Below are 15291 nucleotides of genomic sequence, written 5' to 3'. Positions count from 1 at the left end.
TCAAATGAAAAAAATAATGCGTAAATCCAAACTTGCCGCCAGTATCGCACTCTGTGGTTTGATAAGTTTCTCCAGCGTAGCGTTTGCAACCACTGATTATGCGGATACCATGCCCTCGATTGAAGGCAAGAAGTTGATGGTTGGATATTGGCATAATTGGGATCAGGGTTTCTCTGGTGATTTCGCTCGGGGTTATCCTAAAAAGATGAACCTGAAAGAGACGCCAAAAGAATTCAATGTTGTCATGGTTTCATTTATGAAGTCTGCCGACGGTAAAAGCATGCCGACTTTCGTTCCTTTCTATGGAACTGCACAAAGTTTTCGTGCTGAAGTCTCCGAGCTTAACCAACGCGGTCAAGCCGTTTTACTTTCCCTTGGTGGCGCAGAGGCTCACATTGAGATGCATGCCGCAAATGGCGATACACAAAAATTTGCAGACCAGATTATTGATCTCGTCGATACCTATGGTTTTGACGGCTTAGATATCGATCTTGAGCAAACTGCAATTAAGAAAGCAGATAATGAAACCGTTATTCCTGCCGCTTTGAAAATAGTCCGCAAGCATTACGAACAGCAGAACAAACACTTTATTATTAGTATGGCACCGGAAATCCCCTATCTAACCACCGCTAACCCACAGTATGCGGGTTATATTAATAGCCTTGAGGGTTTTTACGATTTTATTGCTCCACAATATTATAATCAGGGTGCGTTCGGTATTGGTTTCCAACCTGAAGATCCCCAAAAGGACGGTTGGTGGATCATTTACACCCAAGATAACGACAGTAAGAAATATGAATTTCTCTATCATTTCAGTAAAGAGTTAATAGCCAATACCCACGGCCTTTCCGCAGTAAAAATTCCGTCGAATAAATTGGTTATCGGATTACCAAGCAATACTTCGGCGGCAGGTTCCGGTTTTGTAAAAACGCCTGAAGACGTTTACCGCGTATTTAAAGATCTAGAAAAAGAAGGTATGCCTTTGCGTGGCCTGATGACCTGGTCAGTAAACTGGGACGAAGGCAAAAATGTCACGCATGTTCCCTTCAATGGACAGTTCCGCAAGGCTTATGAAAAGCTTATTTACGGTGATAATTCCATTGTTACGCCAGATAAAGACACCACCGCACCGAGTATCCCGACTCATCTACAAGGCTTGGCAACGGCAAGCAGCATCAATTTAAGCTGGTCTGCCTCCATCGACGATAGCGCTGCAGGCGTGCATCATTATGAAGTTTATCGTAATAATATAAAAATTACCGACGTTGCCCATAATCAATATAGTGATAAAAACTTAAAGGAAAACGTTGAGTATCACTACACCATCACGGCTGTTGATGCGGCAAATAATAAGTCGGCTGCCAGCGATGAATTAATGATCAAAACGGAAAAAGCTCCCGCTAATGACACACTGGCTCCGTCGATTCCTACTCACTTAGTAGGAACGCAGATAACGGACCGTTCATTGGTACTGAAATGGAATGCGTCAACCGATAATGTCAAAGTGACAGGCTATGAGATTTTTCGTGATGGCAAGAAGATAAACAAGTCAACGGCGACCAGCTTTGAGGACAGTAATCTTGCGCCAGATACCCGCTACCGTTATCAGGTCGGCGCGACGGATGCATCAGGCAATAAGTCTGCCCTCTCTGATGCTCTGCAAATAGTCACTAAAGACAAAAGTGAAGACATCGGCGGGTCACATCCGGCCTATAAAGCAGGCAGTGATTACAAAGATGGCGATATCGTGACTGCAACTGACGGCAACGCCTATCAGTGCAAACCTTGGCCTTACACTCCGTGGTGTAAAGGGGCGGCCACAGCTTATGCTCCAGCCACCGGCAGTGCGTGGGAGCAAGCATGGACCAAAGTCACTAAATAATCACTTTTCGCGACAAAATATAAAAAGCCGGTAACCCGGCTTTTTATACGTTTTCAGTGGCTAAAGGCAACGTTATTCGCCGATATCGGCTTCCGCTTCACCCTGACCCATTAATTCTCGCACCAGACTGGTCGCGAAACTTCCGGCAGGAAGCCAGAACTTAAGCTCTAGCGTCGCCTCATCCAGCGGTTTCCAACTGATATTCTGCGGATGCAGCATAATTGCTCTGCGTGCAGGCTCAACGCGCTCGCGTTTGAGCAGCGAAAGTAATGCCGTTTGGTCTTCAATGCAGCTCAGTTCAAAAGCTTCAGCTTCATGCTGCGTCCCCAAAGGACCGTCGCCAGGCAGCGGCGCTGTAATTAACAATTCGCCGCTGGCAACGCGAGATTGCACAGACTCCAGTTCGTCTTCTTTCGCCACAAACCAGCTACCGCGACCGCTAAGTTGCAGTGCATCGCCCAGCATCGCAGTTTTCATTAAATCTTGGCCAAGGCGTTGGCTGGCAATAATATTAAACATTGCACTGCGGCTGGCAGAAAGATAAAAGCTGCGCTTCGGCCGCTCTTTAACGTGAATTTCATCTTTGGCCCAGCGCGTGGCCTGAACCAGATTATTACCACCGCGGCCAAATCGCTGAACGCCAAAATAATTTGGCACACCGTGAACGGTAATCTTTTCAAGACGCTGCTGTATATCGGCAAGATCAGTCAGATTACGCAGCACCAGCGTGAAGGCGTTGCCCTTCAAAGTGCCGATACGCATCTTTTTCAGATGACGCGCATGGCGCACCACTTCACAGCCCTCAAGCACAAAGGTGCTCATATCAGGACTGGCTTTACCCGGAAGATGAACGCAAAACCACTGTTCGGTAACGGCGTGACGGTCTTTAAGACCGGCATAACTGACCGAGCGCGGATGAACACCAGCAAAACGTGCCAGCTGTTCGGCCACGAACTGCGTATTGCAGCCCGTTTTACGGATGCGAACCAGCAGATGCTCGCCCTCACCGTCCGGCTCAAAGCCAAGATCTTCCTCAACGATGAAATCTTGCGGATGAGCCTTCAGCGTGCCGTTTGACAGCGGCTTGCCGTAAAGCCAGGTCAGATTATTCATATCCATGGCATCAGGCCTTGATCAATAGCGCAACCGCTTCGCAGGCGATGCCTTCACCGCGGCCGGTAAAGCCCAGCTTTTCGGTGGTAGTGGCCTTCACATTGATATCGTCCATGTGGCAACCCAAATCTTCGGCGATGAAAATACGCATCTGCGGCACATGTGGCAGCATTTTTGGTGCCTGAGCAATAATTGTGATGTCGAGATTGCCCAAACGATAGCCTTTGGCCTGAATCTGGCGATACGCTTCACGCAGCAGTTCGCGACTGTCTGCGCCTTTATAAGCGGGGTCGGTGTCTGGGAACAGTTTGCCGATATCGCCGAGCGCAGCCGCGCCCAACAGTGCATCAGTCGCGGCGTGCAGTGCAACGTCACCGTCGGAGTGTGCCAGCAGTCCCTTTTCAAACGGGATACGCACGCCGCCAATCACCAAAGGGCCTTCGCCACCAAATTTATGAACATCAAAACCGTGACCGATACGCATTATGCGCTCTCCTCTTGGTGCAACTGAGTTAAATAGAATGCTGCCAGTGCCAGATCTTCTGGACGGGTAACTTTAATATTATCTGACCTGCCTGCCACTAACTGCGGATGATAACCGCAGTATTCCAGCGCAGAGGCCTCATCCGTAACGGTGGCGCCTTCATCAAGCGCGCGCGCAAGGCAGGCTTTTAGCAGATCCAATGGAAAAAATTGCGGCGTTAGGGCGTGCCAGAGATCTTCACGATCAACCGTGTGGGCGATTTTTTCAATGCCGGGCTCGCCTCGCTTCATCGTGTCGCGCACCGGGGCGGCCAAAATCCCCCCCACTTTGCTGGTCTCACTGATGGCCAACAAACGATGCAAATCATCAATGTGTAAACAAGGCCGAGCAGCGTCGTGCACCAGTACCCAGTCGGCATCACCCGCGTGCTGCAACCCTGCCAAAACGGAGTCGGCACGCTGAGCACCACCGATCACAGCCTTGACCCGCGCATCGCAGGCAATGGGCAGTTCGGCAAAGAAGGTGTCCTGCGGGCTAATAGCAACAATGACTTTTTGTACACGAGGACTGCGCAGCAGCGCGCTAATGGCGTGCTCAAGCAGGGTTTTACCCTCGATAGTCAGGTATTGTTTTGGGCGTTCGCTTTGCATGCGGCTGCCAATACCGGCGGCAGGCAATACCGCCACGATATCGGCCAAGGAGACGGCTGAGTGACTCATGGATTATTGTTAATTCTTACTTGCGTAGCGTTGGAAGCCTGATTGTGCTTATTTTGGTCTGGCACAAGGCGATAGAAGCTCTCACCGGGCTTGATCATGCCCAGCTCGTTGCGTGCGCGTTCCTCAATCGCCTCCTGACCCCCGTTAAGGTCGTCGATCTCTGCGAAGAGTTGGTCATTGCGTGATTTAAGTTTGCTGTTGCTGGCCTGTTGGACCTCAACATCATCGTTAACCCGCACGTAATCGTGAATACCGTTCTTACCCAACCACAGTGAATACTGAAGCCAGCCAAGAATAATCAATAATAGCAGCGTTAATTTGCCCATTCCGCCCCCTGAAAAAGCCGCTCAATCATCCCACAACTTTCACTCTGACTCCACAGTGAAGGGGAAATTGGCGTGCAGATTAGGCGTTAACTTAAGAATAAGTGCAGAAAAGACGCCTAAAACGGTGATTGAATAGGCAAAACACGTCGAGGAAGACCACTAGGGCGACGCTACCAGCCGCTGAGAAAGGAGAATACAGTCCAGAACATACCGATAACCACCAATCCGGTCAGCGGCACTGTCTTCCAAACGCTGCCGCTAAACAGCATGCTGAAGGCTATACCGATAAGAACGGATATCGGCATCAGCGCGATAAAGAACGGCCAGGTATAAAGAAGAAAAAACAGTGTATTAGAGCCATAGACGAGAAAGGGGATTGCGAGCGCCAGCCAAAAAAAGACGAAACCTGAGCAGCCGCCCAGCATCGAGTAAGAAGGTTCTTCCTTTTCCTCTTCCGTCTGTTTCTTACGTGTAATGTCGGTGAATAACTGACTTAACGTTTGCATATTCCAACCCCTGTTTTATCACTGTAAACCGGCACGCTCTTCGACGTTTTGCCAGCAACATTCAGGAATTGATAATACCTCGGCGACGCAGTACATCTAATAATTGCGGGACCAAATGTGTTACTAATTGTTCACCGTCAAGATGAACATCTGCCTCTAACGGCGCCTCGTAAACAGAGTCGATTCCCGTGAAATTTTTCAGATCTCCGGCGCGGGCTTTCTTGTACAAACCCTTCGGGTCACGCGCCTCACAGATAGCCAGCGGCGTATCGACAAAAACTTCGATAAACTGCCCGTTATCCAATAACTCACGCACCATTTCGCGCTCAGCGCGATGGGGAGAAATAAACGCAGTAAGCACCACCTGACCGGCATCCACCATCAGCCTAGCGACCTCGCCGACGCGGCGAATATTTTCACGGCGATCGTTATCCGAAAAACCCAAATCACGGCACAGTCCGTGTCTTACATTGTCACCATCCAGCAGATAAGTACTGACGCCCAGGCTGAAAAGTGCCTGTTCCAGCGCACCGGCCACTGTGGATTTTCCCGATCCCGAGAGACCGGTAAACCACAGTACTACGCCCTGGTGTCCGTGCTGTTTTTCGCGATCCGCACGCGTTACCGCGTGCGGATGCCAGACGATATTTTCGTCCTGTAAGGCCATACTTTTATTCTCCAGCCAATTACTTGCCACCCAACAGATCGCGGGCGCCCCAGTGCGGGAAGTGGCGGCGAACCAGCGCGTTAAGTTCCAGTTCAAAGGCGCTAAAGGCATCCTTCTCCTGATAAACCTCTTCCAACGGCTCGCGCACTAAACCTGCGCCCACAGTGACGTTGGTCAGGCGGTCGATAAAGATCAGCCCGCCGGTAACCGCATTTTGCTGGTAGTTGTCGAGAAGCAGAGGTTCATCAAAGGCCAGTTCCACCAAACCAATGCCGTTTAACGGCAGGTTGTCGACCACGCGCTGAGTCAGCGAGTTTATCTCAACCTGATATTCAATGTTTTCAACGCGGGCACGCGCTTTCTTGCCACCCACCTTAATGTCGTAACTCTGACCGACGCTCAACGGCTGTTCTGCCATCCATACCACGTCCACTTTGGCATTCTGCACCGGCTTAACCGTTTCGTTGGCATCAACCAGCGTATCGCCGCGGCTAATATCAACCTCGGTATCAAGCACCAGCGTCACAGCATCGCCGGCCCAGGCCTGCTGCAAGTCGCCGTCGAAGGTCACAATGCGCGCGACGCTAGACTCAACGCCAGAAGGCAATACTTTCACCTTTTGACCCACACGCACCGATCCCGAGGCCAGCGTACCGGCATATCCTCTGAAATCGAGATTAGGACGGTTAACGTACTGCACAGGGAAACGCATTGGCTGCTGTTCACGCACGTTAATCACGTTAACGGTTTCCAGCACATCAAGCAGCGTCGGGCCGCTGTACCACGGCATCTTCTGGCTTTCGGTGGCCACATTGTCGCCTTCAAGGGCAGACAGCGGCACAAATTTAATGTCCAGATCGGTGGGCAACTGCTCGGCAAAGGTCAGGTAGTCTTGCTTAAACTGCTCGAAAACCGCTTCGCTGTAGTCAACTAGATCCATTTTATTGACCGCTACCACCAGATGACGAATGCCCAGCAGCGTCGCAATAAAGCTGTGGCGTCGGGTTTGGTCCAGCACGCCTTTGCGCGCGTCGATCAAAAGAATAGCCAGGTCACAGGTTGAGGCGCCGGTTGCCATATTGCGGGTGTATTGCTCGTGCCCCGGCGTATCGGCGATGATAAATTTACGCTTCTCGGTGGAGAAATAGCGATAGGCCACGTCGATGGTAATGCCCTGCTCACGCTCGGCCTGCAGGCCGTCCACCAGCAGCGCGAGGTCAATTTTCTCGCCCTGAGTGCCGTGACGCTTGCTGTCATTATGCAGCGAAGAGAGCTGATCTTCATAAATCTGACGCGTGTCGTGCAACAGGCGGCCTATCAGCGTACTTTTGCCGTCATCCACACTGCCACAGGTCAGGAAGCGAAGCAGACTTTTGTGCTGTTGCGCGTGCAGGTAAGCTTCAACACCACCCTGCTCAGCGATTTGTTGTGCAATTGCGTTATTCATAGTCCGTGCTCCTTAGAAATACCCTTGACGCTTTTTAAGCTCCATCGAACCCGACTGATCGCGGTCGATGGCACGCCCCTGACGCTCGCTGGTAGTTGAAACCAGCATCTCCTCGATGATTTCCGGCAGCGTTTGCGCTTCGGACTCTACCGCACCGGTCAGCGGCCAGCATCCCAAGGTACGGAAACGGACCATTTTCTCTTCAATCTGTTCGCCCGGCTGCAAAGCGATGCGATCGTCGTCAATCATCAGCAACATGCCGTCGCGCTCAAGTACCGGACGCGGCGCGGCCAGATACAGCGGAACAATTTCGATGTTTTCCAAGTAGATGTACTGCCAAATATCCAACTCGGTCCAGTTGGAGAGCGGGAACACGCGAATACTTTCGCCCTTGTTAATCTGGCCGTTATAGTTGTGCCACAGCTCAGGACGCTGATTTTTTGGATCCCAACGATGGAAACGGTCGCGGAACGAATAAATTCGCTCTTTGGCACGAGATTTCTCTTCATCGCGACGTGCGCCACCGAAGGCAGCATCAAAACCGTATTTGTTTAATGCCTGCTTCAGGCCTTCCGTTTTCATGATGTCCGTGTGCTTGGCACTGCCGTGAACAAACGGGTTGATGCCCATCGCCACGCCTTCTGGATTTTTATGCACCAGCAGCTCGAAGCCATAGTTTTTAGCGGTGCGATCGCGGAACTCGTACATCTCTTTGAACTTCCAGCCGGTATCAACGTGCAGCAGCGGGAACGGCAGCGTGCCGGGGAAAAACGCCTTGCGCGCCAAATGCAGCATCACGGAAGAGTCTTTGCCGATGGAGTACATCATTACCGGATTGGCAAATTCAGCCGCTACTTCGCGGATAATATGGATGCTTTCCGCCTCCAGCTGCCGTAAATGGGTGAGTCGTTTTTCGTCCATATCAGATCCTTAAGCCAAATTCACGACCGTCGGGCGCTGTGCGCCGGCAGTCTCTGGATGATGCCCAAACCAGGCGAGTTGGTGATGAAGCTCTACCACTTCACCAATAACCAGCAGGGCCGGTGAAGGCGCCTGTTGGGCTAATTGTTCGAGATGTTGCAGTGTGCCGGTGAGCACCAGCTGGTCAGGACGGGTACCACGCGATATCACCGCCACCGGCGTCTCGGCGCCACGGCCGTGAGCAATCAGTTGCTGACTTATTTCCGCGGCCTTCATCGCGCCCATATAAATTGCCAGCGTCTGTTGCCCTTTTGCCAGTTCGGACCACTGCAGACCGTCACCGTCGGTGCGGATCTGGCCAGTAATAAACATCACGCTCTGTGCGCGTTCACGATGGGTCAGCGGAATGCCGGCATAGGCCGTTGCGCCTGCTGCTGCGGTAATGCCTGGCACCACTTGGAATGGAATACCGGCGGCCGCGACCACTTCAAGCTCTTCGCCACCGCGGCCAAAAATAAACGGGTCACCGCCTTTTAGCCTGACCACTTTCTTGCCCTGTTTTGCCAATTCAACCAATAAGCGATTGGTCTCTTCCTGCACGACCAGATGATTACCGGCCTGCTTGCCGACACAGATTTTTTCAGCATCACGCCGGACGAGATCCAGCACTTCCGGGCTGACCAGAAAATCATAAAGCACCACGTCGGCCTGTTGCATAACCTGTAAACCACGCAGGGTTAGCAATCCAGGGTCACCCGGCCCCGCGCCCACTAGCGTCACCAAGCCTTTATGCGTGGCGTCGTCGGGCGCGTCTAGCAGGTCTTGCAACGCCTGCTCCGCCTCGGCGAACTGACCGCCGGCACTCAATGACGCGAAGTTGCCGTCAAAAGCCTGTTCCCAGAAACGACGGCGCGCAGACATCATGCTAAAGCGTTGTTTAACACGTTCACGCCAGTTGCCTGCAATCTCTGCCATTTTGCCAATGCTAGCAGGGAGTAGCGTTTCAAGTTTCTCGCGCAGCATTCTTGCCAGCACGGGCGCCTGACCGCTGGAAGAAATAGCCACCACGATTGGCGAGCGATCGACAATAGAAGGAAAGATAAACGAGCACTTAGGCTGATCGTCCACCACGTTGGCCAGTACGCGCCGTTGATTGGCTTCTTCATACACTTGCGCATTTAGCACAGCGTCATCGGTTGCGGCAATCACCAAAAAAACGTCGTCAAGCTGGTCGGCAGTAAATGACTCTGCCAGCCACTGAATGGCCGACTGAAGTCGAAGATGTTCAACTTCAGAAGAAAGTGATTGCGCCACTACCCGCACCTGCGCACCTGCGCGCAGAAGAAGATCAATTTTACGCGCCGCCACTTCGCCCCCACCCACGACCAACACAGGGCGTTGTTTAAGGTCAGCAAATATAGGGAGATAGTCCACAGCAACCTTTTAGCATAAGTAAATCCATAATATGACTATACGGCTAGGCCGTTATCCAGATGAAATGATGAAATGGAATGATTAGTTCCAGAATGGAATATAGCCCTGAAAAAGCTCATTTTGAGAAAACTGTAAATTGTTAAATTTGCCACACAATCGCATACTAACTGTCTCACCACTAAAGGACGCCTGACTAAGGATTTTCAGTATGTTTTCTTTTCACCACGTAGCGCGTTCGGCACTGATATTAACGCTGAGCGGCTTATACGCAGCTTCTGCCGTGGGCCAATCATTAAAAAATCCAGCACTAGGCCAGATAGCAGGCCAGCAAACGCGACATATCGCGACCTATTTCCCCGGCAGAATGGCCGGCAGTCCTGCCGAGATTATCGCTGCTGACTACCTCAATCAAACCCTGAACAAGATGGGTTACCAAAGCCGCCTGCACGCCTTTGACGCAAAATACCTTTACACCAGTCAGGACGGGCGTCAGAACTGGCACACTGTTCACGCCACTTCGGTCATTGCCGACCGCGTAGGAATAGTCCCTCAGCAAATCGTAATCGTGGCGCATTTTGATACTTATCTGCCGCAAAGCGATGAAGACAGTGACCGCAATCTCGGCGGCCTGACTCTGCAGGGCGTTGATGACAACGCCTCTGGCGTCGGCGTAATGCTTGAGCTTGCCGATCGGATGAGCAAACTGCCTACGCATTACAGTCTACGCTTCGTGGCGTTAAGCGCCCAAGAAAGCGGCGAGCAAGGTGCTAGCGACTATCTTGCCAATCTTAATCCGCAGGAGAAAAAGCGCACGCTGCTGGTTATTCATATCAATTCGCTGATTGTCGGTGACCAGCTCTATTTCAGCAGCGGCGTCAACACTTCGGCGGCCGTCGCTAAACTGACCCGCGACAAGGCGCTAAGCATCGCGCGTGGATTACGAATTGCGGCCACTACCAGCCCAACGGGCACCAGTTGCTGTGAAGGGATGAAAGCCTTAGACGGTGAACACATTCCGCTGCTGTTGGTGTCAGCCAGCGACTGGCGACTGGGGAAAAAAGACGGGCTTCAACAGCGGGCAATCAGTCCGCATTTCCCTACCGGCACCAGCCGTTATCAGGGGCAGATTGATAATCTGCAGTATCTCGACCGCTATCTGCCAGGGCGTATCGAAAAACGTGAAAAAGACAGCGTCAGAATTCTGCTGCCGCTGTTAAAAGCGTTGGCAAACCCACCTGCGCAGGAGTAATGCACTAACCCATGATGTCCCTTCGCTCATGGCAGGCATTACGCCAATTTCCCCCTTCCCCGAAAGGGGAGGGGATCAACATAAGGGCTAGAGGATCTCCCCTCACGTCGGCATTAACCTTCGTGCAACCCACACTCGCGTTTGAGACCAAAGAAGCGAGTTTCTTCCTCTGACATGCCCTCTTCCCACTTTTTGGTGGTGTGAGTATCGCCCACAGAAAGATATCCCTCGTCCCAAAGCGGGTGATAGCTCAGGCCGTGCTGCTTCAAATACTGGAAGATCTGGCGGTTGTCCCAGTCAATGATCGGCAGGATTTTGAACACGCCGCGCTGTACAGCCAGCACCGGCAAATTGGCGCGGCTGCCCGACTGTTCGCGACGTAGACCCGCGAACCATGTCTGGGCACCCAGCGTGTCGAGTGCGCGGTTCATTGGCTCAACCTTATTAATCAGATTGTACTTTTCAATGCCCTCAACGCCCTGCTCCCACAGTTTTCCATAGCGCGCTTCCTGCCAGGCAGGAGAATGCTCGGCGCGGAAAACCTTTAGGTTAAGGTTCAACTGTTCGGTCAATGCGTCAATGAACTGATAAGTCTCAGGAAACAGGTAGCCGGTATCGGTAAGAATAACGGGAATATCCGGACGCTGACGGGTGACCAGATGCAGGCACACTGCGGCCTGGATCCCGAAGCTGGACGATAGACTAAACTCGCCCGGTAAATTTTCCAACGCCCAACTCACGCGCTGTTCGGCGGAAAGTTTTTCCAGCTGGCCATTAACCTCGGCCAGTGCCAATGCCTGTCCGGACTTAGGCAGTGCATTCAGTTCGGTTAGGGAGAGTAGTGTCATATCGCCTCCTGTCAGTCGTAAAAATCGCGGGCGGGATCGAGTACCGGCTTGATGATACCGGCACGGATCACATAGTCACCGAAGCCTTCATCAGCCTCACGCTCTTTTGACCAGCGGCCAACCAGCTCATCGATGATAGCCAGAATCTCTACATCCGTAATGTTCTCGCGATACATGCGAGGGATGCGCGTCCCCGCACGATTACCGCCGAGATGCAGGTTATAGCGATTCATTGCTTTGCCTACCAGGCCAATTTCTGCCAGCAGCGCACGGCCGCAGCCATTCGGACAACCGGTGACGCGCAGAACGATATGCTCTTTGCCGACACCGTGCTGATGCATGATGTCTTCAACTTGAGTCACAAACTCTGGCAGAAAGCGCTCAGCCTCGGCCATCGCCAGTGGACACGTAGGATAGGACACGCAGGCCATTGAGTTTTTACGCTGTTCGCTGAGACCATCGTCAATCAGGCCGTGATTGCGTGCCAGCGCTTCTATGCGATCTTTGTCTTTTTCATCGACGCCGGCCACGATCAAGTTTTGGTTCGCCGTCAGGCGGAAGTCGCCTTTGTGTACACGAGCAATTTCAGCCAAACCGGTTTTCAACGGGCGGCCCGGGTAGTCCAGAATACGGCCATTCTCGATAAACAGCGTCAAATGCCATTGTTTATCAATGCCCTTCACCCAGCCGATGCGATCGCCGCGACCCGTGAATTCATAAGGACGAACCTCGGTAAAGGCGATACCCGCACGTTTTTCAACTTCAGCTTTGAAGGTCTCAACGCCGACGCGCTCAAGGGTGTATTTGGTTTTCGCGTTTTTACGGTTGGTACGATTCCCCCAGTCGCGCTGGGTTGTCACCACGGCTTCTGCCACCGCTAGCGTATTTTCCAGTGGGATAAAGCCCAGCTCGCTGGCGGTGCGCGCATAGGTCGTTTTGTCGCCGTGGGCGATAGAAAGGCCACCGCCAACCAGCACGTTAAATCCAACCAGCTTGCCGTTATCGGCGATTGCCACAAAGTTCAAGTCGTTGGCGTGCAAGTCAACGTCGTTCTGCGGTGGAATAACTACCGTCGTTTTAAATTTACGCGGCAGATAAGTGGAGCCAAGGATCGGCTCTTCGTCGGTCGTTTCGACTTTTTCCTGATCCAACCACACCTCGGCATAGGCGCGAGTGCGCGGCAGCAAGTGTTCAGAAATCTTCTTCGCCCACTGCCAGGCTTCATAGTGCAACTCTGACTCAACCGGATTAGAGGTACAAAGTACGTTACGGTTAACGTCGTTAGCCGTGGCCAGCGCGTCGAGGCCCAGCTTGTTCAGCAACTGATGCACCGGCTTTACGTTAGGCTTCAAAATGCCATGGAACTGGAAAGTCTGACGGTTGGTGATGCGAATGCTGCCATAAATTGTGCTGTCTTCCGCAAACTTGTCGATACCCAGCCACTGTTCAGGGGTCATCACACCGCCCGGTAAGCGGCAGCGCAGCATCATGGCGTGACGCGGTTCAAGTTTTTGCTCGGCGCGTTCGGCGCGAATATCACGGTCATCCTGCTGATACATGCCGTGGAAACGGATGAGCAGGAAGTTATCACCGTTGAAACCACCGGTCAGGCCGTCGGTCAGGTCTTCGGTGATGGTGCCGCGCAGAAAATTGCTCTCTTTTTTAAGACGTTCTGCGTCGGTCAACTTGCCTTCGACCACCAAAGGTCCGGGATGTTTGTCATTCATAATTTCAGTGCTCATTAATAGACATCTCGCTGGTAACGACGCTCAAAACGTAGGTCACTCAAAAATTCATCGGCGGTTTCGATATCCATTGAACCGTGCTCGGCAATCAGCTCAAGCAGCGTCTGTTCAACATCTTTCGCCATTCGATTTGCGTCACCGCAGACATAAATGTGCGCGCCTTCCTGTAGCCATTGCCAAACTTCGGCACCTTTGGCGCGCAGCTTGTCCTGCACATAAACTTTCTCGGACTGGTCGCGAGACCAAGCCAGACTGATATGGGTTAATAGACCGTCTTTGACATAACGCTGCCATTCAACCTGATAGAGGAAATCATCGGTGAAGTGCGGATTACCGAAAAACAGCCAGTTCTTGCCACCCGCACCGTCGTTGTCGCGCTGTTGCATAAAGGCGCGAAAAGGTGCGATACCGGTGCCAGGGCCAATCATGATGACCGGGGTCTGCGGGTCAGCCGGCAGGCGGAAGTTATCGTTATGCTCGATGAACACGCGAACCTCTGCGTCCTCCTCAAGGCGATCGGCCAGATAACCCGAAGCGCCGCCGCTGCGAGCGCGGCCGTCAATGTCATAACGTACTGCGCCGACGGTAATATGAACTTCAGTTTCCGCTTCTGCCTGAGACGATGCAATCGAGTACAGGCGCGGCGTCAGCGGGCGCAACAGGTCCACAAGTTGCTGCGGCAGCAGTTCGGTTGGCGCGCGACGCACCATGTCAACGAACGGCGTGGTTTGCGCATACTGCTGGAGCGCACTTTTATCGGTCAACAACGCCAGCAGGTCGGTGTCACGACAGACGGCGGCGTATTTATCAACGATCACCGTGGTGTTTTGCGTCAGTTCTATGTAGTGCTGTAGCGCATCATTTAGCGGCAGCGTTTTGCCGTTAACCTCAACCGGCTCATCGCCCTTGAGCCACAGCAGTTCAACCAGTTCTTTCACCAGCTGCGGGTCATTTTCAAACCATACGCCCAGCGCATCGCCCGGCTGATAACGCAGGCCAGAATCACCCAAATCAATTTCAATGTGGCGAACGTCTTTGTCGGAGTCGCGACCGGTAATCTTCTGATTCACCGACAGCAAGGCGGTCAGTGGCTGTTCTTTACTGTAAGGGCTGCTGTCGAGCAGGTTAACGTTACCCGATATCGAGGCGGCTTGAGCAGCCGGCGATTCGACCGGAACGCGCTTTTTCAGCACCTCAACGACTCGCGAGATCCAGTCGGCAGCCTGCTCCTGATACTCAACGTCGGCGTCTACTCTGTCGAGCAGGCGTTCTGCACCCAGTTCGCCCAGACGCGTATCAAAATCTTTCCCCGCCTGACAGAAGAATTCGTAAGAGGTATCGCCCAGTCCAAACACAGCAAACGCCGTATCTGGCATGTTCGGCGCCTTTTTAGACATCAGGAATTTGTGCAACGCCACGGCTTCCTCGGCGGGTTCACCTTCACCCTGCGTTGAGGCCACGATCGCTAACAGTTTCTCCTGACCAATCTGCTTAAACTTGTAATCAGCGGCGTTCACCAGATTAACGTTAAGCTTAGCCGTCACCAGCGCATCGCGCAGTTGCTCGGCCAACCGGCGCGCGTTGCCGGTCTGAGAGGCAGATATCAGCGTAATCGACGCCGCAGCCGCTGCCGGAGCAGGTGCCGCAACTGCACCCGGCTGCGCATGGGTCATTCCCCAAAAATAGCCGGATAACCAGGCCAATTGGGTTGGCGAATAGTCACCAATCGCCGATTGCAGCCGTGCCATCTGCTCCGGGGTGAGAGGGAGCAAAGAAGTAGGAGGTGCCTGAGTCGTCATCGCGGTACGAATTCCCTTATTGCTTTAGCTAGTATCAACGAGCTGTTTTATGCGGAAAGTGTTGTTAGCGTGTAGGTTAACCAGCGAGATCATAACAATTAAATAAGTGATGGGAATATTAAATAACCATAATGACTAAGTGTTTTTTCAG

At 52.5% G+C, this 15291-nt stretch carries 14 protein-coding genes; 2 read left to right on the top strand and 12 right to left on the bottom strand.

From position 1 onward, the window contains the following. The first annotated feature begins 4 nt into the window (after positions 1 to 4). A complete protein-coding gene (locus tag BS639_RS06835) occupies positions 5 to 1882 on the top strand; it encodes a fibronectin type III domain-containing protein (RefSeq protein ID WP_084982657.1) in 1878 nt (625 codons plus the stop codon). A 72-nt stretch (positions 1883 to 1954) separates the two neighbouring features. Here the strand turns inward: BS639_RS06835 and truD are convergent, their stop codons facing one another. From truD to cysG, 9 genes are all read right to left on the bottom strand, one after another. Next, positions 1955 to 3001, bottom strand: a complete 1047-nt coding sequence (truD, locus tag BS639_RS06830) for a tRNA pseudouridine(13) synthase TruD (RefSeq protein ID WP_084982655.1) — start codon at positions 2999 to 3001, stop codon at positions 1955 to 1957. Between the two features lie 4 nt (positions 3002 to 3005). Then, complete coding sequence (gene ispF / locus BS639_RS06825) at positions 3006 to 3479, bottom strand: 2-C-methyl-D-erythritol 2,4-cyclodiphosphate synthase (protein ID WP_055775149.1); 474 nt, start codon at positions 3477 to 3479, stop codon at positions 3006 to 3008. After that, positions 3479 to 4198: a 2-C-methyl-D-erythritol 4-phosphate cytidylyltransferase gene (gene ispD / locus BS639_RS06820; protein ID WP_055775146.1), complete on the bottom strand. Its 720-nt coding sequence runs from the start codon at positions 4196 to 4198 to the stop codon at positions 3479 to 3481. Before ispD ends, ispF begins: the two co-directional genes overlap by 1 nt. Beyond that, entirely contained in the window at positions 4195 to 4524 is a 330-nt protein-coding gene (gene ftsB / locus BS639_RS06815; RefSeq protein ID WP_055775143.1) for a cell division protein FtsB, read from the bottom strand. The genes ispD and ftsB overlap by 4 nt, the downstream gene beginning before the upstream one ends. A gap of 170 nt (positions 4525 to 4694) precedes the next feature. Beyond that, a complete protein-coding gene (locus tag BS639_RS06810) occupies positions 4695 to 5030 on the bottom strand; it encodes a DUF3561 family protein (protein ID WP_055775140.1) in 336 nt (111 codons plus the stop codon). A gap of 61 nt (positions 5031 to 5091) precedes the next feature. After that, complete coding sequence (cysC, locus tag BS639_RS06805; protein ID WP_173882072.1) at positions 5092 to 5808, bottom strand: adenylyl-sulfate kinase; 717 nt, start codon at positions 5806 to 5808, stop codon at positions 5092 to 5094. Continuing rightward, positions 5717 to 7144: a sulfate adenylyltransferase subunit CysN gene (cysN, locus tag BS639_RS06800; protein ID WP_055775136.1), complete on the bottom strand. Its 1428-nt coding sequence runs from the start codon at positions 7142 to 7144 to the stop codon at positions 5717 to 5719. Before cysN ends, cysC begins: the two co-directional genes overlap by 92 nt. Before the next feature lie 12 nt (positions 7145 to 7156). Then, positions 7157 to 8065: a sulfate adenylyltransferase subunit CysD gene (cysD, locus tag BS639_RS06795; RefSeq protein WP_084982652.1), complete on the bottom strand. Its 909-nt coding sequence runs from the start codon at positions 8063 to 8065 to the stop codon at positions 7157 to 7159. A 9-nt stretch (positions 8066 to 8074) separates the two neighbouring features. Continuing rightward, the gene (gene cysG / locus BS639_RS06790; RefSeq protein ID WP_055775130.1) at positions 8075 to 9499 is read right to left on the bottom strand and encodes a siroheme synthase CysG; all 1425 of its coding nucleotides are present in this window, start codon (positions 9497 to 9499) and stop codon (positions 8075 to 8077) included. Between the two features lie 208 nt (positions 9500 to 9707). Between cysG and BS639_RS06785 the strand changes: the two genes are divergently transcribed. Next, the gene (locus tag BS639_RS06785; RefSeq protein WP_084982651.1) at positions 9708 to 10748 is read left to right on the top strand and encodes an aminopeptidase; all 1041 of its coding nucleotides are present in this window, start codon (positions 9708 to 9710) and stop codon (positions 10746 to 10748) included. 113 nt (positions 10749 to 10861) lie between these two features. On the opposite strand, the gene BS639_RS06780 is transcribed toward BS639_RS06785, so the two are convergent. The 3 genes from BS639_RS06780 to cysJ are packed head-to-tail and all read right to left on the bottom strand — an operon-like array spanning position 10862 to position 15140. Further along, positions 10862 to 11596, bottom strand: coding sequence for a phosphoadenylyl-sulfate reductase (locus BS639_RS06780; protein WP_055775124.1), 735 nt, complete (start codon positions 11594 to 11596; stop codon positions 10862 to 10864). Positions 11597 to 11607: 11 nt separating this feature from the next. Beyond that, on the bottom strand, positions 11608 to 13323 hold the full coding sequence (cysI, locus tag BS639_RS06775) for an assimilatory sulfite reductase (NADPH) hemoprotein subunit (protein WP_084982668.1): 1716 nt from the start codon (positions 13321 to 13323) through the stop codon (positions 11608 to 11610). 14 nt (positions 13324 to 13337) lie between these two features. Beyond that, positions 13338 to 15140: an NADPH-dependent assimilatory sulfite reductase flavoprotein subunit gene (cysJ, locus tag BS639_RS06770; protein ID WP_084982649.1), complete on the bottom strand. Its 1803-nt coding sequence runs from the start codon at positions 15138 to 15140 to the stop codon at positions 13338 to 13340. Positions 15141 to 15291: the final 151 nt, after the last annotated feature.

The sequence above is a fragment of the Rouxiella silvae genome (genome assembly GCF_002093625.1).
Taxonomy (GTDB): domain Bacteria; phylum Pseudomonadota; class Gammaproteobacteria; order Enterobacterales; family Enterobacteriaceae; genus Rouxiella; species Rouxiella silvae.
The sequence above is the reverse complement of the archived record's forward strand: the minus strand, read 5'-3'. Positions and strand labels throughout refer to the sequence as shown.